Genomic DNA, 20,780 nt, shown 5'->3' with positions numbered 1-20,780 from the left:
CCCGTCCACTTCGGCCACCAGAAGTAGAACCCGGCGAACATCGCGAACACGACGGTGCCGAAGACGACGTAGTGGAAGTGGGCGACCACGAAGTACGTGTCGGAGACGTGGAAGTCCAGCGGCGGCGAGGACAGGATGATGCCGGTGAGCCCACCGAAGAGGAACGTGATGAGGAAGCCCAGGCTCCACAGCATCGGCGTCTCGAACGTGAGCGAGCCTCGCCACATCGTGCCGATCCAGTTGAAGAACTTCACGCCGGTCGGGACCGCGATGAGCATCGTCATGAAGGAGAAGAACGGCAGCAGGACCGCCCCGGTGACATACATGTGGTGAGCCCACACCGTCACGGAGAGGGCTGCGATGGAGATGGTCGCGAACACGAGGCCCTTGTAGCCGAAGACCGGCTTGCGGCTGAAGACCGGGAAGATCTCCGAGACGATGCCGAAGAACGGCAGGGCGATGATGTACACCTCTGGGTGGCCGAAGAACCAGAACAGGTGCTGCCACAGGATCGCACCGCCGTTTTCGGGGTCGAAGATGTGGGCGCCGAAGCGGCGGTCGGCGCCGAGGCCGAACAGCGCTGCGGCGAGCGGCGGGAACGCCATGAGCACGAGGATCGCGGTGATGAGGGTGTTCCACGTGAAGATCGGCATGCGCCACATGGTCATGCCCGGAGCACGCATGCAGATGATCGTCGTGATGAAGTTGACCGCGCCGAGAATCGTGCCAAAGCCCGAGAGCGCTAGGCCGAAGACCCATAGATCACCGCCGATGCCCGGGGTGAAGGTCGTATTCGATAGCGGTGCGTACGCGAACCAGCCGAACGATGCTGCCCCTTGGGGGGTGATGAAGCCTGCGACGGCGATTGACGAGCCGAAGAGGAAGAACCAGAAGGCGAGCGCGTTGAGGCGCGGGAACGCAACATCGGGGGCGCCGATCTGGAGCGGCATGATGACATTCGCGAAGCCTGCGAAGAGCGGCGTCGCGAACATGAGGAGCATGACAGTGCCGTGCATCGTGAACAGCTGGTTGTACTGTTCCTTCGTCTGCAGGATCTGCATGCCCGGCTCGAAGAGCTCGGCACGGATCAGGAGCGCCATGACGCCGCCCAGGCAGAAGAAGATGAACGAGGCGATCAGGTACATGTACCCGATGGTCTTGTGGTCGGTCGACGTGATCCAGTTGACGATGATGCGTCCCTTGGACCGCGGCACGACCGGTGCATTCAGTGCCCCGGCCGAGGGCGTCTGTGTGTAGGTAGCCACGATGATTCCCTTACTTCTGATTCAGATCCGGGTTGCGGTCGTACGTCGTGTCGAGCAGACCCTTCGGCAGACCGGCAAGGTGAGCTTGGAAGTCGGCCTCCGAGACGACCTTCACCTGGAACAGCATCTCGGAATGGTACTCGCCGCAGAGCTCGGCACACTTGCCCTCGTACGTGCCCACCTTCTCAGGCGTGAAGTACATGGTGTTCGGGTGACCCGGGACCACGTCGCGCTTCTGAAGGAACGCGGGGACCCAGAACGAGTGGATGACGTCACGCGACGTGAGATCGAGCGTGACCGTCTTGCCGACCGGCAGGTAGAGCGTCGGCAGGGTGTTGAGATCGACCGGCGTCCCGTTGAGGTGGGTCTGCGTACCCGCCTCGTAGACGTTGTCCTTGACGATTCCACCCTGCTTGTAGTTGAAGTCCCAAGACCACTGCTTGCCCACCACGTTGACGGTGACGTCCGGGTTCGCGTTGGGATTGTCGATCGCACGCTGGTCACGGTCGGTGAAGTAGAAGAACACGACGACAAGGAAGAGGGGGATCGCCGTGTAGAAGATTTCGAGGGGCAGGTTGTAGCTCGTCTGCCGGGGGAAGCCGACGGTGCCCTTCCGACGCCGATAGGCGATGATGCACCAGAGGATCAGGCCCCAAGTGATCGCTCCGACCGTGAGGGCAGCGATCCACGAGTTGACCCAGAGGTCCGTGACCATGCCCGTGTTGCTTGTCGTGTCCCGCGATCCCGGCAACCAGCCGTTCTGTACCTGACTTGTACATCCAGACAGTGCGAGCGCTCCTGCAACGGCAACGGAAGCTACCGTGATATTCCGAGTGCGCTGGCTGCTGGTTCGGTTCTGCGACCTCACAGACGGCCCTTCCTCTTGATGCTTCGGCCGGGCTTTCCCGTCCGCGGTTATACCCGCAGAAACTCGCTCCCCGGCGGCATAGTTTTACTACTCGGTGTAGAGCTTACAGCTATAGCAAAGGAATCGCCCACATCCTGCACATGCACGTCGGCCGTGCCTTCGACGCTCTGGATGAGCAGTCGGAAGACACGGCCGAAATGCAGGCGGCGACAGGTCAGTGGAACGAATCGCCGCACGCGCACGAACCCTGCGCGTTGGGGTTGTCGATGGTGAATCCCTGCTTGGAGATGGTGTCCTCGAAGTCGATGGTCGCGCCCGCGAGATAGGGCACGCTCATCTTGTCCACGACGACCTCGACGCCGTCGAAGTCGCGGACGGCGTCGCCATCGAGGAGGCGCTCGTCGAAGTACAGCTGGTAGATGAGGCCCGAGCATCCGCCGGGCTGGACGGCTACGCGCAGACGGAGATCCGTGCGGCCCTCCTGCTCGAGCAGGCTACGGACCTTGCCCGCAGCGACCTCAGTCAGGGTCACCTCGTGCGAACCGATGGCCTCGGTGGTCTCGTTGGTTGCAGTGCTCATTCCATACCTTCCCTCTGTGGCCTTCCTTCCATGCTACGGCGGGCTCCGCCGCGGGCGCTAACCTTCGCGTGCGCCGAGTGCCGCCAGAACCAGCGCCTCCGCGACGATGCAGCGTTTGAACTCCTCAATGTGCAGCGACTCGTTGGCACTGTGCGCCCGGCTGTCAGGGTCCTCGACTCCGGTGATGAGGACTTCGGCAGCAGGGAACACCTCCTTAAGGTCTGCAACAAAGGGAATGGAGCCTCCCATTCCCATTTCGACGGGATCTACGCCCCACGCGCTGTGCAGCGCCTCGAGCGCCACTCGGGCAGCGGGCGAGTCGGTGTCGGCAAGATAAGGGTTGCCGCGCTCCCCCGGTGTGAAGTAGAGCTCGGCACCGAACGGAACGTGTGCTTCCAGATGGCGGCGCATCGCGTCCATTGCTGCGTCCGGATCCTGCCCGGGGGCGATCCTCAGACTGAACTTCGCGCGAGCTGCGGCCTGGATCGTGTTGGAGGAGACTGCCACGGCCGGCGCGTCGATGCCGATGATAGAGAGGGCGGGACGGCTCCAGAGCCTTGCGGCGATGCTCCCGCTCCCTGCGAGACGAACGCCGTCGAGCACTCCCGAATCCATGCGGTACTGCGCTTCTGGGTACTCGACCTCCGGGTCGGAGGCCACTACGAGGCCAGGGACTGCCACATTGCCTTCCTCGTCGTGGAGCGTCGCGATGAGGCGGGCGAGGAGTGTCGGTGCGTCGAGGACTGGACCGCCGAAGACACCCGAATGGACCGCATGGCTCAACACCCGAACCTCGAACGTGCCGTCCACGAGCCCCCGCAGGCTTGTCGTGAGAGCCGGCGTCCCCACGGACCAGTTGCTTGAGTCGGCGACGACGATGACGTCGGCAGCGAGGCGTTGGCGGTAGGTCTCGAGGAAATTCCGGAAGCTTGGCGATCCCGCTTCCTCCTCTCCTTCGACGAAGAGCGTCACGCCGACCCCGGCGGCGTCACTGAGGACTTCCGAGACAGCCCGCCAAGCTGCCAGATGGACCAAAATGCCAGCCTTGTCGTCAGCGGCGCCCCGACCGAACAGCCGGCCATCGCGGATCTCCGGGGTGAAGGGCGATGAGTTCCAGAGCGAGAGGTCCCCCGGGGGCTGGACATCATGGTGGGCATACAGAAGGACCGTGGGCTTCCCAGCCGCGGCAGCTCGACGGGCGACGACGGCGGGTCCGCCAGGCTTGCCGTCCGGCCTTTCGGCGCGGAGGATCTCCACCCCGTCCAGCCCCGCCGCGGCGGCCAGATCGGCGACCGCTCGTGCACTCCGTTCGAGCTCCGCCGGCTCGAACGCATCCCAAGCGATGCCAGGGATGGACACAAGTGCCATGAGCTCGGAGAGTGTCGTGTCGAAACGGCGTTCTACGGCGTCGCGGAGCTCCGTGATGACGTCGGGCGCGAGGGCTCGCGAATCTGAAATCATGGCTTCACAGTACAAGCCGCGGGAACCGTCATCAACGGTGGGCCCGCTCCAGTCCTCGCGCCGCTGGACCCCCGCTCGACGGCTATCCTTGAGTGGTGTTTGGACGAAAGAACGAGCCCGCCGCCGACAGCGCCGGGCAGCCTGAGGAGAAGCCGACTGCCCCGCTCGTCGGCAAGGGCGCGCCGACCCCGCGGCGCAAGGACCAGGAGGCGGCACGCCGTCGTCCGTTGGTACCCGCGGATCGGAAAGCATCGCGCGTGGCTGAGCGGCAGGCCGCGGCCGACGAGCGCATGCGTGTGCGCCAGGCGCTCCAGACCGGCGACGAGCGCCACCTGCCCCTCAAGGATCGAGGCCCCCAGAAGCGCTTCGCCCGCGACATCGTGGACGCGCGGTTCAACGTGGGCGAGTACCTCATGTTCGGCGCGCTTGCGTTTGTCGTGATCTCGTTCGTCGTGCCGCAGGCCAGTGCCGCGCAGGTCTATATCCTCGCCGCGTTCTGGGTCGTCTTCGCCCTCGTCATCCTCGACACGTTCTGGCTCTCCCGCCAGCTCAAGAAGCGGCTCACGGTGAAGTTCGGCGAGGTCGAGCGCGGAACGGTGTGGTACGGCTCGATGCGCGCGCTGCAGTTCCGGCCGCTCCGGCTGCCGAAGCCTCAGGTCACGCGGGGGCAGTACCCCTCGTGACGACGGCCGCCTTGGCGAGTTCACGATTCAGCGAGGCGGCCCAGAACGGACCTTCGTAGAGGAAGGCCGTGTAACCCTGGACAAGGCTCGCCCCTGCGGCGAGCCTTTCCTTTACGTCCGAAGACGTCTCGACTCCGCCGACGGAAACAAGGCTCAGCTGATTTCCCACGACGGCGGAGAGCCGGCGGAGCACTTCGAGAGAACGTGCCTTGAGCGGGGCCCCCGAAAGGCCCCCTTCGCCACATGCCTCGACGGCAGCCGGGTCGCTCACAAGCCCCTCCCGGCCAATGGTGGTGTTGGTCGCGATGATCCCGTCCAGCCCGAGATCGAGCGCGAGCCGAGCAACGTCGTCGATATCGCCATCCGCGAGGTCGGGGGCGATCTTGACGAGGAGCGGGACGTGCCGCTGAGCCGACGCCAGAGATTCTTCACGCACTGCTTCAAGAAGGGGGCGCAGCGTCTCGACGCTCTGGAGGAGGCGCAGGCCAGGAGTGTTCGGCGAGCTCACGTTGACCACGAGGTAGTCGGCATGCGGCGCGAGCGTACGTGCGCTCGTGCGGTAGTCCTCCACCGCTTGCTCGAGCGGGACGACCTTGGTCTTGCCGATGTTGATGCCGATGATCGGGCGCTGCGCCCCGTAGCGCTGTTCGAGTGCCCGGCGGGCGGCGGCGATGCGCGGCGCCACCGCCGAAGCGCCGTCATTGTTGAAGCCCATACGGTTCACCACCGCCCGATCCGGGATGAGGCGGAACAGGCGCGGCTTGGGGTTGCCCGGCTGAGCCTGCCCCGTGATCGTCCCCACCTCGATGTGCCCGAAGCCGAGTTCGGCGAGGGCCTCGATGCCCTTGCCCTCCTTGTCGAAGCCGGCGGCCAGTCCGAACGGTGAAGGGAACTCGATCCCGAACGCATGAGTGCGCAGCGACTCTGCCGGCCGAGCGAATCGCTCGATCATCCGTCCGGCACCCACCCGATGGACTGCCCGGATGGCTTCGAACCCGATCCGATGCGCACGCTCCGCATCCATCCAAGAGAATGCGGCACGGAAGAAGAGGGGGTAGAAGCGCATGCCCCCAGTCTCCCTTAGGCGCGCTATGTGGGACAAAACGGCGGCCTATTCTTCAGATGTACCGAGGAGGAGAGATGGCGGGCTGGAGGGCCGATTTCCTGGGAGCTGGATTCGAGCAGCGCGAGCTGTCTGCTGGCTCCGAGCCGGTGGGCACGCTTGTCCGGTTCGTCCCCGCACCTGGGGGCACTGGCGGCAGCGGATCCGCGTGCGGCACCACTTCGCTCCTCTACGTCCACGGCTGGAGCGACTACTACTTCAACACCGAGCTCGCAGACTTCATCGCGTGCCGCGGCTGGCGTTTCTACGCGCTTGACCTTCCGCAACATGGGCGGAGTCTGCGGCCAGAGGGCCACCCCGGCTACCTGCCGTCGGCAGAGCATTACCTCGAGAGCATCGGGGCAGCGCTAGAGGTTCTTGAGGCGGACGGGGCTGACCGCATCGTGCTCATGGGCCATTCCACCGGTGGCCTTGCGGTAGCACTCGAGGCCCAACGGCGCCCCGAGCGGCTGGCGGCGCTCGTTCTGAGCAGCCCATGGCTTGTGGCCCACGGCGGCCGGGCAGCGGGAAGGCTGCTGGAATTCGCTTTGAAGGCGCGCGCGACGGCGCGTCCCGACCAAGTCATACCGCTCCCCTCTCGCGGCTACTTCTGGCGGGCCATAGCAAAGGAGGCGGGCGGCGAATGGGACCTGCGCGAGGACCTTCGGCCACGGACAGCCTTCCCCGTACGGACTGCGTGGCTCCATGGGATCCTCGCGGCCCAACGAGAACTCCTTGCCGGCCCTGCTCTGTCACTTCCGGCTGTGCTCCTCGCCTCGACCCGCAGCGACACGGGGCTCATATGGCGCGAACACATGCGCTCGAGGGACGCGGTGCTCTCAATCGGCCCGATGAGGCGGGCCGCAAGGGCCGTGTGCCCCTCGCTCGATGAAGTGCTTGTCGACGGCGGGCTCCACGACGTGCTGCTTTCGGCTCCGACAGTGCGCCGCGCGGCCTACGCCCGGCTTGGTGCGTGGTTCGACAGAGTGGTGGACAGCGAAGACTGAGGTTCAGGCGCCGGGAGCCCTGTCGACCGCCCCGCCGTACCGCCTGTCCCGCCGAGCGTAGATTTCGACAGCCTCCCAGAGAGTGCGGCGGTCTACATCGGGCCATAGGGTGTCCATGAAGACCATCTCGGCATACGCCGCCTGCCACAGCATGAAATTGCTCAGGCGTTGCTCGCCCGAACTCCTGAGGAAGAGATCGACATCAGGCAGACCAGGTTCGTCGAGGTAGCGCTGCACGGTCTTTTCGGTGACTGAGCGGGCGTTGAGCGTCCCTGCGGCGACATCGCGCGCAATTGCTGCAGCCGCGTCGGCGATTTCTGCCCTTCCGCCGTAGTTCACGCACATGGTGAGATGGCACTTGGTGTTGTGGCGGGTGAGTACCTCGGCCTCTTCGAGCTCGCGGATCACCGAACCCCAGAGCTTGGGCCGGCGCCCGGCCCACCGCACGCGCACCCCCCAGGAATTCATCGTGTCGCGCTGCCTGCGCAGTACCTCCCGGTTGAATCCCATGAGGAACCTGACCTCCTCGGGCGAACGCCGCCAGTTCTCGGTCGAGAACGCGTACACCGAGACATATTCGATGCCGATCTCGATCGCGCCTGCGACGACGTCGAGAAGCGCGGGCTCGCCTGCCTTGTGCCCCTCGATGCGTGGCAGGCCACGCTGGTTCGCCCAACGGCCATTGCCGTCCATGACGATAGCGACGTGGCGGGGGACGAACTCTTGCGGGATGGCTGGCGCCTGGGCGCCCGAAGGATGCGGATAGGGCGGGACCGTGGGGTGCGCCTCCCGGCGGGACATTCTCACGTGCTGCTGGTCTCCTGTCGGGTCGGGGAGGAAACGGGCTCGGCATCGCGCTCGATGAGCCGGAGCGAGCGGACGGCTCGTTCGAGGTGCCACTGGACGTATGCGGCAACGAGACCTGAGGCCTCCCTGCGAGGGCCCGAGGCAGAGGCATCCGCCGCCGTCCAGTCGCCAGAGAGGAGGGCGGCGAGAAGCTGTACCGTCTCGGGTGCCGGGGACGGCGACCCGGGAGGCCGGCATTCGTGGCAGACAATGCCGCCCAAGGCAGCCGAGAAGGCCGAATGCGGTCCTGGCTCCCCGCAGCGGGCACAATCTGTGAAGCTCGGCGCCCACCCCGCCGTCGACAGGGCCCGCAGAAGGTATGAATCAAGGATTAGCTCCGGGGCGTGGGCGCCGCGGCTCAGCGCGGCGAGGGCCCCGACAAGGAGCTGATAATGCGGAAGGGACGCCTCGCCGTCGTTCGCTGTGAGTCGTTCAGCGGTCTCAGCCATCGCAGCCGCCGCAGTGTAACGGGAGTAGTCGGCGGCGATTTCCTGACCGTAAGTGCCCCGGGCAACCGCCTGGCCCACGACCTCGAGCGAGCGTCCGCGCACGAACTGGACGTCTGCCACCATGAATGGCTCGAGCCGCGCACCGAAGCGGCTTCCCGTGCGTCGCACGCCGCGGGCCACGGCGCGGACCTGCCCGTGATGCTTCGTAAGGAGCACGATGATCCGGTCGGCCTCGCCGAGACGGTGGGTGCGGAGGACGACGCCGTCGTCGCGGTAGCTCCGCGCTGCGAACGTCGATTCGGCCATGGACGATATTCTCCCACCCGCATGCGCAGCGCCCCGCCCGAAGCGGGCGGGGCGCTGCCGTTTCGCTAGACGCCGACCGCGTCCGCGTCGCGCAGGGCGCGGTTGACGGCGGAGATCACGGCCTTGAGGGCGGCGAGGCTCGTGTTCGCGTCGATGCCGACGCCCCACAGGATCCGCTCTCCGATCCCGCACTCGACGTAGGCGGCGGCACGCGCGCTGCCGCCTTCCGAGAGTGCATGCTCCGTGTAGTCCAGGACGCGGACGTCAACGCCCTCGGACGAGAAGATGTCGAGGAGGGCCGCGATAGGACCGTTCCCGCTTCCCGTGCGTCGGACCTGCGTGCCATCAATGCGAAGCGCCGCCTCGAGCGTCATGGTGCCGTCCTCGGCGGTCTCCGTGCTCACCGAGGAGAGGGCATATCGGCCCCAGGCTTTGCCGCCATCGACGGACGACGCCGGGAGGTACTCGTCGCTGAAGATGTCCCAGAGAACCGACGCGCTGACCTCTCCGCCCGCTGAGTCGGTGTGCTGCTGGATGACGCGCGAGAACTCGATCTGGGCACGGCGCGGCAGGTCGAGATTGTGCTCGTTCTTGAGCAGGTAGGCGACACCGCCCTTGCCCGACTGCGAGTTGACCCGGATGACCGCCTCGTACGAGCGCCCCACGTCCTTGGGGTCGATTGGCAGATATGGAACCTGCCACGTGAACTCGTCGACGGGGACCCCGGCAGTGGCAGCATCGCGCTCGAGTGCCTCGAACCCCTTCTTAATGGCGTCCTGATGGGAGCCGGAGAAGGCCGTGAAGACGAGGTCGCCGCCGTAGGGCGAGCGCTCGGGCACGGGAAGCTGATTGCAGTACTCGACAGTGCGACGGATCTCGTCGATGTTCGAGAAGTTGATCATGGGGTCGACGCCCTGGACGAAGAGGTTCAAGCCGAGTGTCACGAGATCCACGTTGCCCGTGCGCTCGCCATTGCCGAAGAGGCAGCCTTCGATCCGGTCCGCACCGGCAAGATAGCCGAGCTCGGCAGCGGCCACCCCGGTGCCGCGGTCATTGTGCGGGTGCAGGGAGAGAATGATTCCCTCGCGTGGCTTCAAGTTCCGGCTCATCCACTCGATCGAGTCGGCGTACACGTTCGGCGTGGCCATCTCGACCGTGGCCGGGAGATTGATGATCACCTGGCTGTCCGCAGACGCCTCGAAGATCTCGGCCACCTTGTTGCACACGCGTGCCGCGTACTCGAGCTCGGTCCCCGTGAAGGATTCCGGCGAGTATTCGTAGGTGATGTGCGTGTCCGGGAGGGTCTCCTGGTACTTCTTGCACAGAAGGGCCCCTTGGACAGCGATGTCGAGGATGCCCTCCTCGTCCGAGTTGAACACGACGCGGCGCTGCAGCACTGACGTGGAGTTGTAGAGGTGAACAATCGCGCTCTTCGCGCCCACGAGCGATTCGTACGTGCGCTCGATGAGATGCTCCCGCGCCTGCGTGAGGACCTGAATCGTCACATCGTCCGGGATGTGGCCGCCCTCGATGAGCTGGCGGACGAAGTCGAAGTCGGTCTGCGAAGCTGACGGGAAGCCGACCTCGATCTCCTTGTAGCCCATCTGGACGAGGAGCTTGAACATCTTGAGCTTGCGGGCGGGGCTCATCGGATCGATGAGCGCCTGGTTTCCGTCCCGGAGGTCAACGGCGCACCAGCGGGGCGCCTTCTCGATGCGCTTTTCCGGCCAGGTCCGATCCGGCAGTTCGACCGTGATCTGCTCATGGAACGGGAGGTAGCGGTGGACGGGCATGCCCGAGGGTTTCTGTGCGTTGCGCATGGTTTTACTGTAGGCCTTTCACGAAAGCTGGGATCCTCTGCGGCCGGGCGTCAGGAAACTCCGCGGCGGGGATCCGGCCTACGCCATCGTCCGAACTCTCGTCCGTCGGGTTGGCTACTGGGCCCCGCCACGGCAGCTAAGAAGGAGAAGGCGCTGCGCGTGTAGCACGTTGTCACGATAGCACGGCGGCCGGAGCGTCCATGGCCCGAAGCCTCTCGATGGCAGGGTAGCTGCCTAAGATGAACGCATTCGAGCATGCCTGAGGAGGCACCATGACAGATAGCCCTGTCGCGCCGTCCAGCCCTGTCGCGCCGTCCGGGGTCGACCGTGAGTTCTTCGACGAGACTGTCCGAGCCCAGGACGACCTGTACCGGCACGTCAACGGTGTCTGGCTCCGTGAGACGAAGATCCCTTCGGACCGCGCCCTCGTCGGTACGTTCGTGCAGCTTCGCGATCGAGCCGAAGAAGACGTGCGGGGCCTGATCGAGGACCTCGCCGATGGTGAGCACGCGGCTGGCTCCGACGAGGAGAAGATCGGGGCGCTGTACCGCTCGTTCATGGACGAGGACCGTGTCGCCGAACTGGGGGCCGAGCCGCTCAAAGCCCTTTTGGCCGAGGTGGACGCGGTGAACGACGCCGAGGGCTTCGTGCGCACCTCCGCGCGGCTCGGCCGCGGGGGCAGCGAGGGTCTCTTCGGGTACTACGCCGCCCCTGACGCGGGGAACCCAGAGCGCGTGCTGCTGTACCTGTCCCAAGGCGGGCTCGGCCTTCCGGACGAGTCCTACTACCGGGAGGAGCGCTTTGCCGAGGTCCGCGAGGCCTACCGCTCCTATCTCACCGACGTCTTCGCCCTGATCGGCCGAACCGAAGCCGCGGAGGCTGCGGACGCCGTCGTCCGCCTCGAAGAGCGACTCGCCGGGCTGCACTGGGACCGTGTAACCCTTCGCGATCCCCAGAAGACCTACAACCTGTTCACCCAGGAGGAGGCGACGACGGTCTTCCCGCACTTCGTCACCTGGGCCGAAGCGACCGGGGTGGCGGAACCTGCTCGGGCGGAACTCGTCGTCGGCAACCCCGACTTCCTCTCAGGCGTCGGCCCCATGCTCGCCGAGGTTCCCCTCGAGGACTGGAAGCTATGGCTCATGGCCCATGTGGTCTCCGCTTCAGCGCCCTTCCTCTCCCCCGAGTTCGTCGATCGGCACTTCGCCTTCTACGGCACCGTGCTGAGCGGGACCCCCGAGAACAAGGAACGCTGGAAGCGCGGCGTGGCCACTGTGGAGAACGGTCTCGGGATGGCTGTTGGCCGGCTCTATGTCGAGCGCCATTTCCCCGCGGAGCACAAGGAGTCAATGCAGAAGCTCGTCGGGGACATCGTCGAGGCCTACGGGCAGAGCATCTCTGTGCTCTCGTGGATGGGCCCGGAGACTCGGGAACGCGCGCTCGAGAAGCTTGAGGCCTTCCGCCCCAAGATCGGGTACCCCGACGAGTGGATAGACTTCTCAGCCGTCGAAATCGACGAGAAGGACCTTCTGGGCAACGTGCGGCGCGCGCACGCGGGCGAACTGGACCGACTCCTCGACGAGATCGGCAAGCCCGTCGACCGGATCAAGTGGCTCATGACACCCCAGACGGTCAACGCGTACTACCACCCGCTCATGAACGAGATCGTGTTCCCGGCCGCAATCCTTCAGCCGCCGTTCTACCATCCGGGTGCCGACCCTGCCGTCAACTACGGCGGCATCGGGGCAGTCATCGGGCACGAGATCGGGCATGGATTCGATGATCAGGGCTCCCAGTTCGACGGAACCGGAGCGCTCCGGAACTGGTGGACGGATGCCGACCGGAAGGCATTCGAAGCGCTGACGGCGAGGCTCGTCGAGCAATTCGAAGTCCTCTCCCCCAGCGAGGCTCCCGGTCACACCGTGAACGGCAAGCTGACGCTCGGCGAGAACATCGGAGATCTCGGTGGTCTTGGTATTGCTTTCAAGGCGTACCGTCTTCACCTCGGAGGCGAAGAGGCACCGGTCATCGACGGCCTCACGGGCGAGCAGCGCTTCTTCATCTCTTGGGCAACGGTATGGCGGCAGGTGTGCCGGTCGGAGGAGTCGATCCGACGGCTCGCGATCGATCCCCACTCCCCCAACGAGTTCCGCACCAATACGATCGTCAAGAACCTCACCGCGTTCCATGAGGCGTTCGACGTGGCGGAGGGCGACGGCATGTGGCTCGCTCCCAACGAGCGAGTGGAGATCTGGTAGACCCGCAAGATCGAACAAGGCCCCGACATCCGCGGAGGAATTCGCGGTGGATGTCGGGGCCTTCGCGCATCCGAGCCCGTCCGGACCGTTCAGGCGCCCGTGCCGCCTACTGGCCGAACGCCTACTCTCGAACCCCTACTGGCCGAACGCCGTCTGGCACGTCGACTGGGCCGCTGTCTGGGACACGACGTTGTCGGGGAGTTTCGGCGTGTAGTGCGTCCCCGAGGTGAAATCCGACCCGACGTAGACCTGGACCCCATTGATGTTGTCCGCTGGCTGGACCTGGGAGGAGGGGATGCCGAGGGCTGCAGCAACGTCCTTGGCGACGTCGGCGAAGTTGGCGCTGTAGTAGACGTTGGTCGTGTCGGTGGCTGCTGCGTTGAAGTCCGTGGTCTGGGCAAACCCCTGGCCCTTGAGGAAGGTAGAGAGTTCCGCGGCGCGGCCCGTGACCCCTGTGCCGTTGGCGACTGAGACAGGCTGGATCGTCTTGTCGTAGGCAGGAGCGGCTGCTGTGGTTGGGGCGGCAGCGCTGGGCGACGCCGAGGCACTCGCGGTCGCGGTCGTTGCCGGAGCCGTGAGGTCACGGTTCTGGCGGAGCGCGTCGAAGAGCGCGGCAGCGTCAGGCTGCTTGAGCTGGACCCGATTCGGATCGCCCGTGTACGGCTCCCATGGCGCAGTCACGAAGGCGACCTTCGAGAGGTCGACCGAGCGGAGCCGTGAGGCGATGGTGATCATGGCCTGGGGATTGGCGAGGCCAGGATCGACGGTCAGGTTCTGAGTGATCGTGTCCGCGATGCTCAGGAGCTTAGGAATATTGGTCAGCGTGCCGTCCGACTTGACCTTTCGGGCCAACGAAGCGAGGAACTCCTGTTGCGACTTGATGCGCGAGAGGTCACTGCCATCCCCCACTCCGTGGCGGCTGCGGAGGAACGCGAGGGCCATCTCACCCTGAATGGTGGACGTGCCGGCGGGGAGCTTGAGGCCCGAATACGGGTCGTCGATCGGGGCGTTGACGCAGACCTGCACGCCGCCGATTTCGTTGGAGAGGTCTTTTACGGCATTGAAGTCCGCGACCATGAAGTGGTCGATCTTGAGGCCCGTCAGCTGGTTGATCGTATCTACGGCACAACCGGGGCCAGCCTCCATCATTGCGGAGTTGATCTGGCCGACGGGCTGCGCCGGATAGTCCTTGCCGGTTTGGGGATCGTGGCACGCGGGGATGGGCACCATGAGGTCACGCGGGAAGCTCGTCATCGATACGACCTTGTTGTCCGCCGAGATGTTCAGGAGAATCATCACGTCGGAGTTGCCGTAGCCAGAACTGTCCGCGGTGGATCCGTACGAAGCGTCCCCCGAGCCGGACCGGGTGTCAGTTCCAATAATGAGGATCTGCAGGGGGTCGGTCGCATCGTTGGTCGCGTCGGCCGTGCCGTGGCCCGCGCTGAGCGGCGCCTCGTGGATGTTGCTCTGCAGGCGCCAAGCCCAGTAGCCGGCGAACGCCACTACACCGACGATGCCGAGGACGACGACGCCGCCAAGGATCTTCACCCAGAGGGGAGCTTTGCGGCGCGCCCGGGCATGACGAGGGACGGGCCCTGATGTGACCAAATGATCCTCCGGTAGATGATGCTTCTTTCCAGTCTACAGAAGCACCTGAGCGGAGGCTGTGACCGGTCAGAACCCCAGCCGACCCAGCTGCTTCGGGTCGCGCTGCCAGTCCTTGGCCACCTTGACGTGCAGATCGAGGTAGATGCGGGTTCCGAGCAGGGCCTCGATTCCCTTTCGAGCCCGCGATCCGACGTCACGCAGCCGCTCCCCGCCTCGCCCGATGATGATGGCCTTCTGCGATGGCCTTTCGACGAACAGGTTGACGCGGACATCCAGAAGCGGATTGTCCTCCGGTCGCCCCTCCCGGGGGACGATTTCGTCGACGACGACGGCGAGCGAGTGGGGAAGCTCGTCACGCACCCCTTCGAGGGCCGCTTCGCGCACGAGCTCGGCCACCATGACGGCCTCGGGCTCGTCAGTGAGCTCGCCATCTGGATAGAGCGGCGGGGAGGGGGGCATATGCGAGATGAGGACGTCCGCGACCGTCTCGACCTGGTAGCCGTCCTTGGCGGAGACCGGAACGATGTCCGCGAACCCTTCGCCACCGAGGACTTCGCGGCCAAGTTCGGTCACTGCGAGTAGCTGCTCGGTGAGGGCGGCCCTGTCGACGAGGTCGGCCTTGGTCACGAGGGCCACGATCGGTTTGCGGCCGACGGCGGCGAGTTGGCTTGCGATGAAGCGGTCACCCGGGCCAATGCGCTCGTTCGCGGGGAGACAGAAGCCGATTGCGTCGACCTCGGAGAGCGTGTCGGCAACCAGATCGTTGAGCCGCTGCCCCAACAGGGTCCGAGGCCGGTGAAGGCCCGGCGTGTCCACGAGGATGAGCTGCGCGTCGGATCGGTGGACGATGCCGCGAATGGTGTGGCGCGTCGTCTGGGGCTTGGCCGAGGTGATCGCGACCTTCTGGCCGACCAACGCATTGGTGAGGGTCGACTTTCCCGCGTTCGGTCGCCCAACGAGGACCGCGAAGCCGGCGCGGTACCCGCCGTCGTCCGCTGCCTGCGGCCAGCTCCCTGCTTGCGGCTCCCGCCCGCCCTTGCCGCCGTGCTGATCAGCCATGCTGTCTCCCTGTCGCTTCTGAATCTTGCCGCTCTGTCTCGCGCGTCCGTCCTCGGTCCTCGCTTGGGTGCTCGGTGCGCTGGGCAAGCAGGTGGCTCACCCGCTTGCGACGCCCTTCGAGACGCTCGGCCGTGAGCCGGATGCCCTCTACCACCGCCGTGCTGCCCACGATCGGCACTCGCCCGATCGCTTTTGCTAGGAGGCCGCCGACAGTGTCGACCTCATCGTCCTCGATGTCCTCGTCGAAGAGCTCCCCGAAGTCGTCCAGGCTCATGCGTGCCTGGACCCGGTACACACCCGGCTCGACCTCGACCGCCTCGACATCGTCCTCGTCATACTCGTCGGCGATCTCGCCCACGAGCTCCTCGATGAGGTCCTCAAGGGTGACGAGTCCAGCGGTTCCGCCGTATTCGTCCACCACGATGGCGAGGTGGGTCGATTCGCGTTGAAGTTCTTTGAGGAGCTCACTCACCGGTTTCGACTCGGGGACAAACCGCGTTTCACGGACGTGGTCCTCTACCGCTTCCGTGCTCGCCCCCGGTGCCTGATGCAACCGGGCGGCGACGTCCTTGAGGTACAGGATGCCACGGATGTCGTCGAGGTTCTCGACGAAGACCGGAAGGCGCGAACAGCCCGAACGCAGGAAGAGGGACATGGCCTGGCGCAGTGTCGAGCCGGCCTCGATGCCGATGACGTCCGTGCGGGGCACCATCACGGCGCGGACGAGCGTCTCGCCGAGCTCGAACACCGACTGGAGGAGCTCGGCCTGCGCCTCTTCGAAGTCGTCGGAGTCGCTCGCGCGCTCGACGAACTCCCGGAGCTCGTCGGTGGAGTAGATCGCGTCCTCCTGCTGCGGATCGGTGCCCGTCGCTGCGCTGCCGATCGACACGAGCCAGCCAGGTATCGGGCCGAGGACTTCGCGGAGGGCCACCGTGAGCGGCGCAGTCCATGCCGCGACCGCGAGGGAATGCCGCCGCCCGAGCTGCCGGGGCGAGACGCCCACGAGCAGGAAGCCGATGATGGCCATGACAATGGTCGCGGCAAGCCCCGCGAGCCAGACGTTCGCGATCCAGCTGGTCATGAGGACGGCGACGGCTACCGCGGACGCGGTCTCGAACCAGATGCGCCAGAAGCGGAGGGCCCGTGCGTACGGGACAGGATCCGTGAGGATGGCCTCGAGCGAGCGCCCATGGCCATCCTCGATGTACTCCTCTGCCTCGTGCCTTGGTAGGAACGCAAGGGCCGCGTCCGCGGCGGTGAGCAGGGCAGCAAGCGCCGTGAACGCCAGCGCCATCGCCAGCAGGACGGCGATCGTCACGCCATCGTCTCCTTCGGGGCAGGCCTGCCCAGGAACTCGGTGAGCAGCTCGCGCTGGAGCCCGAACATCTCTTCCCGCTCCTCGGGCTCCGCGTGATCGAAGCCCAGGAGGTGGAGGACTCCGTGCGTAGCCAGAAGGAGCATCTCGTCATCCCGCGAGTGGCCGCCTCGCGTCGCCTGCTCGGCGGCGACCTGAGGGCAGATTGCGATGTCGCCCAGCATCCCCTGTGGAGTCGGGCGACCGGGTGTCCCCGGGGTGAGCTCGTCCATCGGGACGGACAGGACGTCGGTGGCGCCAGGCTCGTCCATGAGTTCGAGATGCAGTCGTTCCATAGCCGGCTCGTCGACGAGCAGGATCGAGAGCTCGGTCTGGGGATGCAGCCACAGACGGTCGAAGATGAAACGTCCAAGGCGAACGAGGGACTCTTCGTCTACCGCCACGCCGGACTCGTTGTTGACTTCGATGCTCACGGCTCAAGCTTAGACGCCGGCGCACGTTCGCTTCCCCCGGCGTGCTGCCGATCTGCGCGCACCCGCGCCCGTTCGACCTTCGCGCGCTGATGGTCATCCCACCGCCCGTACGCCGCCACGATGTCCGAGACCAAGCGATGGCGGACTACGTCCGACGCGTCGAGGACCGTGAAGCTCACGTCTTCTATGCCCTCGAGGATGTCCTGCACGACCCGCAGGCCGGACGACGATCCGGACGGGAGGTCGACCTGGGTGATGTCGCCGGTGACCACCATCTTCGAACCGAAACCGAGGCGCGTGAGGAACATCTTCATCTGCTCCGGCGTCGTGTTCTGTGCCTCGTCGAGGATGATGAACGCGTCGTTGAGGGTGCGCCCACGCATATAGGCGAGCGGGGCGACCTCAATCGTTCCCGCTGCCATGAGCCGCGGGATCGACTCCGGATCGATCATGTCGTGCAGCGCGTCGTAGAGGGGCCGGAGATAGGGATCGATCTTGTCGTTGAGCGTCCCCGGCAGGAAGCCGAGGCGCTCCCCCGCTTCGACTGCCGGCCGCGTCAGGATGATGCGGCTGACGTCCTTGTGCTGCAGTGCTTGGACCGCCTTCGCCATCGCGAGGTAGGTCTTGCCTGTGCCTGCCGGGCCGATGCCGAAGATGACCGTGTTCGCATCGATCGCGTCCACGTAGCTCTTCTGGTTGGCCGTCTTGGGGCGAATGCTGCGGCCGCGGCTGGTCAGGATGTTGTGGGTAAGCACGTCCGAGGGGCTCGAGACGGTCTGGTCCCGCAGCATCGTCACGAGTTGGGCAAGCGACGCCGGCGTGACGGGCGTTCCCCGCTCTGCGAGCGAGGCTATTTCTTCAAAGAGCCTTCGGATGTTCGGGGCTTCCGCAGGCGGCCCGACGATGGTCAGCTCATTGCCTCGAACGTGGAATGACACGGAGGGAAATTGCTCTTCGACGTAGCGGAGGGCTTCATCATGCGGTCCTAGGATGTGCACCATGTCCTCGCCGGACGCGAAGCGGAGAACCTCGGTCCGGGTCGTAGGAGTTGTGTGCGGAAACTCCGCTGTCAAATGCCTTCTCTCTCCTCGTGGGGTGCTTGCCGGTCCATGCTACCGCTAGGTATCAATCGGGCATCACTTGGGCAACGAAAGCCCTTGAACAGACATTCCCCCAGACCGGCTGTGCCAAGCTGGATGGTACGAAGGGTGGCACCGATTGGGGTCCGGTGCAGCCCGGTCCCTGGGTGCCGAAGGGGTGCCCTTCCGATCAGCCCGGAGGATTACTGTTCATGGCCGCCAGCCGACCGCGCCCCAGGCTGCGCCGCGTGGCGCTGGCCGGTGGTGCGGCCCTCGTGGCCGTTCTTCTCGCGGCGTGTACGGCGAGCGGCCAGCCTCAGCCCACGATGGCTGCCGGAGCCTCGCCCGGCATCTCCGCATCTGCGAGCGTTCCTCTCGAAACCTCCCAGACCTCGACCAAGTCTCCGGTCTACTGGCTCGGCCGCGCTCGTAACGGCGTCTACCTGTACCGCGAGTTCCGGGACGCACCGGGGAGCGACAATGCCGTCGCCAAGGCGTTGCGCCTCATGATGTCGGCGAAGCCTCTGGACCCCAACCTCTTCAGCCCGTGGCAGTCGCCCAAGAAGCTCGCTGCTTCGATCTCCGGCACCAACGTCATTACCGTGGACGTTTCCTCCGACGCCTTCAACAGCTCTGTCGACGAGCAGACGGCCCAATTGGCCGTTCAGCAGCTCGTCTACACGGCCAGCGCTGCAGCGGCCAGCGCCGGCGTCATCGATTCCGACCAGCCCGTGCAAGTCATGCTCCTCGTAGACGGGCGCACTGACCAGCTCGCGTTCAACCGTGTGCAGCTCGGCCAGCTCATGCAGCGCGACCCGGCGATGGTGGCACCCATGTGGATTATCGACCCCCAGGCTGGCACATCCTCCCCGCACGGGCAGCTCACCGCCGACGGGCGGACGACGACGCCCGGTTCCGTGGTCTATTGGCAGATCTCCCGAGCCGATATCAAGACCGACAAGGCACCGGTCGTCACGAGCGGGCACACAACGTCGGTCCCTTCCGGCCAGAACCAGGGGCAGTACCGCTTCTCGGTTGCCCTCCCGCCGGGCAAATATGTGCTGCGCGTCTTCCCGAGCGACCCTGGAGCCGGTGATCCCACAGCGCTCGCTTGGGACTCGAAGGACTTCACGGTCACCCGCTAGGCGGAAGCGGACGCTCGGACTTCACGTCCTCCCTGGCCATCGCCCGAGGCGGTCGCCCGCGATCGCAAGCGCCGCGGGACCCGCCGTCGACGAGCGCAGAACGTGGGGCGCGAGGAGCGAAAGCTTCGCGCCAGCAGACACGAACCGGTCGAGCTCGGCGGGCGATATGCCGCCTTCCGGACCGACGAGAAAGAGGACCTCGCCGTCCAGCGGCGGCTCGCCTGCTCTGAACCGCTCGAGGACCGAGCTGAGGCTGTCCGCCGCATCCTCATGCAGGACGACGGCGAGGGAAGCCGCCGCGATCCGCGCGGTGAGTGCTGCGCCGTCGTGCGCTTCCTCGACGTCGGGCACCCAAGCGCGCCGAGACTGCTTTGCGGCAGCAGCGACGACCGCACGCCACTTCGCGAGCGATTTCGCGCCTCGCTCGCCCTTCCATCGCACGATGGAGCGTTCGGCTTGCCATGGGATGACGGCGTCAGCGCCGAGCTCGGTTGCCGCCTCGGCAGCGAGTTCGTCGCGGTCGCCCTTGGCGAGCGCTTGCACGAGGACGAGCCGGAAGGGCGGCCGCGGTTCACGCTCCACGCTTTCGAGGACGACGGCGAGTAGGTCGCCACCAGCGCGGGCGACCCGGCCCCGGCCCCGAACGCCGAGCCCGTCGACGAGGTCGACGGGCTCGCCGGCCGCGAGCCGCTTGACGGTTGCCGCATGGCGACCTTCAGTCCCCCTGACCGTAACGACATCGCCCTGCGCTACGGCGTCGAGCGAGCCCGGGTCGACGAAGAAGACCGGGCTGGACACGTCAGAGGTTCCCGAACTTGTCTCGCAGCTTCGCGAACATCCCCCCGCCGGTGCCGACGAGCTTCCCCTCGGCCACGTGCTCACCGCGGAGCTTGGCGAGCTGCCTCAGGAGTTCCTCCTGTTCGGTGTCGAGCTTCGTGGGGACCTCGACGTTGATGTGCACCAGCAGATCGCCGCGGCCCGCGCCGCGCAAGCGGGCGACGCCGAGATGCGGGAGCGTCATCACGTCCCCGGACTGGGTGCCCGGCTTCAGGGTGATGGTCTGCTCGCCGTCGAAGGTCTCGAACGTGAGTTCGGTGCCGAGGGCGGCGGCCGTCATCGGGACGCTCAGCGTCGCGTGCAGGTTGTCGCCGTCCCGCGAGAAGGTCGTGTGGGCGGCGACACGGATCTCCACGTAGAGATCGCCCGTCGGACCCCCCGCCGTGCCCGCCTCACCTTGGCCGGCAAGCTGGATGCGGGTTCCCGTCGAGACGCCGGCCGGAATCTTGACCGTGAGGGAACGCCGGCTGCGGACCCGGCCCTCCCCGCCGCACTCGTTGCAGGGATTCGGGATCTCGGTGCCGAAGCCGCCGCACGAGGGGCACGTCGCCGTCGTCATGACCTGGCCGAGGATCGAGCGGACGGCGCGCTGAACGTGCCCACTGCCGTGGCACATCGC

General features: G+C 66.1%; 19 protein-coding genes. 4 read left to right on the top strand and 15 right to left on the bottom strand.

The window, feature by feature from the left end:
* The 4 genes from LK10_RS04595 to LK10_RS04580 all read right to left on the bottom strand — a co-directional run.
* A partial coding sequence (locus LK10_RS04595; RefSeq protein WP_043120542.1) for a cbb3-type cytochrome c oxidase subunit I occupies window positions 1-1,265 on the bottom strand: 1,265 nt, incomplete at its 3' end.
* Between the two features lie 10 nt (window positions 1,266-1,275).
* A complete protein-coding gene (gene ctaC, locus LK10_RS04590; protein WP_043120531.1) occupies window positions 1,276-2,133 on the bottom strand; it encodes an aa3-type cytochrome oxidase subunit II in 858 nt (285 codons plus the stop codon).
* Window positions 2,134-2,347: 214 nt separating this feature from the next.
* Window positions 2,348-2,713 (bottom strand): HesB/IscA family protein, encoded by a 366-nt coding sequence (locus LK10_RS04585; RefSeq protein ID WP_043120530.1) that lies wholly within the window; start codon window positions 2,711-2,713, stop codon window positions 2,348-2,350.
* A 57-nt stretch (window positions 2,714-2,770) separates the two neighbouring features.
* Entirely contained in the window at window positions 2,771-4,174 is a 1,404-nt protein-coding gene (locus LK10_RS04580) for a dipeptidase (RefSeq protein ID WP_043120529.1), read from the bottom strand.
* A gap of 95 nt (window positions 4,175-4,269) precedes the next feature.
* Here LK10_RS04580 and LK10_RS04575 point away from each other — a divergent pair, with 95 nt between their 5' ends.
* Complete coding sequence (locus tag LK10_RS04575) at window positions 4,270-4,857, top strand: DUF3043 domain-containing protein (protein WP_043120540.1); 588 nt, start codon at window positions 4,270-4,272, stop codon at window positions 4,855-4,857.
* On the opposite strand, the gene LK10_RS04570 is transcribed toward LK10_RS04575, so the two are convergent.
* The gene (locus LK10_RS04570) at window positions 4,832-5,923 is read right to left on the bottom strand and encodes a quinone-dependent dihydroorotate dehydrogenase (RefSeq protein WP_043120527.1); all 1,092 of its coding nucleotides are present in this window, start codon (window positions 5,921-5,923) and stop codon (window positions 4,832-4,834) included. The two genes, LK10_RS04575 and LK10_RS04570, sit on opposite strands and share 26 nt — an antisense overlap.
* A 74-nt stretch (window positions 5,924-5,997) precedes the next feature.
* Between LK10_RS04570 and LK10_RS04565 the strand changes: the two genes are divergently transcribed.
* Window positions 5,998-6,966, top strand: coding sequence for an alpha/beta hydrolase (locus LK10_RS04565; RefSeq protein WP_043120526.1), 969 nt, complete (start codon window positions 5,998-6,000; stop codon window positions 6,964-6,966).
* A gap of 3 nt (window positions 6,967-6,969) precedes the next feature.
* On the opposite strand, the gene LK10_RS04560 is transcribed toward LK10_RS04565, so the two are convergent.
* The 3 genes from LK10_RS04560 to leuA all read right to left on the bottom strand — a co-directional run bounded on the left by LK10_RS04560 (window position 6,970) and on the right by leuA (window position 10,387).
* Entirely contained in the window at window positions 6,970-7,767 is a 798-nt protein-coding gene (locus LK10_RS04560) for an isoprenyl transferase (protein WP_043120524.1), read from the bottom strand.
* A gap of 2 nt (window positions 7,768-7,769) precedes the next feature.
* The gene (gene recO / locus LK10_RS04555) at window positions 7,770-8,567 is read right to left on the bottom strand and encodes a DNA repair protein RecO (protein ID WP_052206959.1); all 798 of its coding nucleotides are present in this window, start codon (window positions 8,565-8,567) and stop codon (window positions 7,770-7,772) included.
* A 65-nt stretch (window positions 8,568-8,632) separates the two neighbouring features.
* On the bottom strand, window positions 8,633-10,387 hold the full coding sequence (gene leuA, locus LK10_RS04550; RefSeq protein WP_043120522.1) for a 2-isopropylmalate synthase: 1,755 nt from the start codon (window positions 10,385-10,387) through the stop codon (window positions 8,633-8,635).
* Window positions 10,388-10,659: 272 nt separating this feature from the next.
* Between leuA and LK10_RS04545 the strand changes: the two genes are divergently transcribed.
* Window positions 10,660-12,645, top strand: a complete 1,986-nt coding sequence (locus LK10_RS04545) for a M13 family metallopeptidase (protein WP_043120521.1) — start codon at window positions 10,660-10,662, stop codon at window positions 12,643-12,645.
* A gap of 135 nt (window positions 12,646-12,780) precedes the next feature.
* On the opposite strand, the gene LK10_RS04540 is transcribed toward LK10_RS04545, so the two are convergent.
* From LK10_RS04540 to LK10_RS04520, 5 genes are all read right to left on the bottom strand, one after another.
* Entirely contained in the window at window positions 12,781-14,193 is a 1,413-nt protein-coding gene (locus LK10_RS04540; protein WP_043120537.1) for an LCP family protein, read from the bottom strand.
* 126 nt (window positions 14,194-14,319) lie between these two features.
* Window positions 14,320-15,312: a GTPase Era gene (era, locus tag LK10_RS04535; RefSeq protein WP_052206957.1), complete on the bottom strand. Its 993-nt coding sequence runs from the start codon at window positions 15,310-15,312 to the stop codon at window positions 14,320-14,322.
* The gene (locus LK10_RS04530; protein ID WP_052206956.1) at window positions 15,305-16,630 is read right to left on the bottom strand and encodes a hemolysin family protein; all 1,326 of its coding nucleotides are present in this window, start codon (window positions 16,628-16,630) and stop codon (window positions 15,305-15,307) included. Before LK10_RS04530 ends, era begins: the two co-directional genes overlap by 8 nt.
* A complete protein-coding gene (ybeY, locus tag LK10_RS04525) occupies window positions 16,627-17,100 on the bottom strand; it encodes an rRNA maturation RNase YbeY (protein ID WP_043120519.1) in 474 nt (157 codons plus the stop codon). The genes LK10_RS04530 and ybeY overlap by 4 nt, the downstream gene beginning before the upstream one ends.
* Window positions 17,097-18,173, bottom strand: a complete 1,077-nt coding sequence (locus LK10_RS04520) for a PhoH family protein (RefSeq protein ID WP_052206955.1) — start codon at window positions 18,171-18,173, stop codon at window positions 17,097-17,099. Before LK10_RS04520 ends, ybeY begins: the two co-directional genes overlap by 4 nt.
* Before the next feature lie 218 nt (window positions 18,174-18,391).
* Here LK10_RS04520 and LK10_RS04515 point away from each other — a divergent pair, with 218 nt between their 5' ends.
* On the top strand, window positions 18,392-19,324 hold the full coding sequence (locus LK10_RS04515; protein WP_043120518.1) for a GerMN domain-containing protein: 933 nt from the start codon (window positions 18,392-18,394) through the stop codon (window positions 19,322-19,324).
* Window positions 19,325-19,345: 21 nt separating this feature from the next.
* On the opposite strand, the gene LK10_RS04510 is transcribed toward LK10_RS04515, so the two are convergent.
* Window positions 19,346-20,122, bottom strand: coding sequence for a 16S rRNA (uracil(1498)-N(3))-methyltransferase (locus LK10_RS04510; RefSeq protein WP_043120517.1), 777 nt, complete (start codon window positions 20,120-20,122; stop codon window positions 19,346-19,348).
* Window position 20,123: 1 nt separating this feature from the next.
* The coding region (locus LK10_RS04505) for a DnaJ C-terminal domain-containing protein (protein WP_043120515.1) at window positions 20,124-20,780 on the bottom strand (657 nt) is incomplete at its 5' end.

The organism is Sinomonas humi, from assembly GCF_000802235.1.
GTDB lineage: Bacteria > Actinomycetota > Actinomycetes > Actinomycetales > Micrococcaceae > Sinomonas > Sinomonas humi.
Note: the sequence above shows the minus strand (reverse complement) of the source record. Positions and strands in the feature narration are given on the sequence as shown.

Excerpts from the sequence above, each read along its gene's own strand:
- LK10_RS04585 (WP_043120530.1), bottom strand. The coding sequence starts at position 2,713 with ATGAGCACTGCAACCAACGAGACCACCGAGGCCATCGGTTCGCACGAG.
- LK10_RS04580 (WP_043120529.1), bottom strand. The coding sequence starts at position 4,174 with ATGATTTCAGATTCGCGAGCCCTCGCGCCCGACGTCATCACGGAGCTC.
- LK10_RS04570 (WP_043120527.1), bottom strand. The coding sequence starts at position 5,923 with ATGCGCTTCTACCCCCTCTTCTTCCGTGCCGCATTCTCTTGGATGGAT.
- LK10_RS04565 (WP_043120526.1), top strand. The coding sequence starts at position 5,998 with ATGGCGGGCTGGAGGGCCGATTTCCTGGGAGCTGGATTCGAGCAGCGC.
- LK10_RS04560 (WP_043120524.1), bottom strand. The coding sequence starts at position 7,767 with ATGTCCCGCCGGGAGGCGCACCCCACGGTCCCGCCCTATCCGCATCCT.
- recO (WP_052206959.1), bottom strand. The coding sequence starts at position 8,567 with ATGGCCGAATCGACGTTCGCAGCGCGGAGCTACCGCGACGACGGCGTC.
- leuA (WP_043120522.1), bottom strand. The coding sequence starts at position 10,387 with ATGCGCAACGCACAGAAACCCTCGGGCATGCCCGTCCACCGCTACCTC.
- LK10_RS04545 (WP_043120521.1), top strand. The coding sequence starts at position 10,660 with ATGACAGATAGCCCTGTCGCGCCGTCCAGCCCTGTCGCGCCGTCCGGG.
- era (WP_052206957.1), bottom strand. The coding sequence starts at position 15,312 with ATGGCTGATCAGCACGGCGGCAAGGGCGGGCGGGAGCCGCAAGCAGGG.
- LK10_RS04515 (WP_043120518.1), top strand. The coding sequence starts at position 18,392 with ATGGCCGCCAGCCGACCGCGCCCCAGGCTGCGCCGCGTGGCGCTGGCC.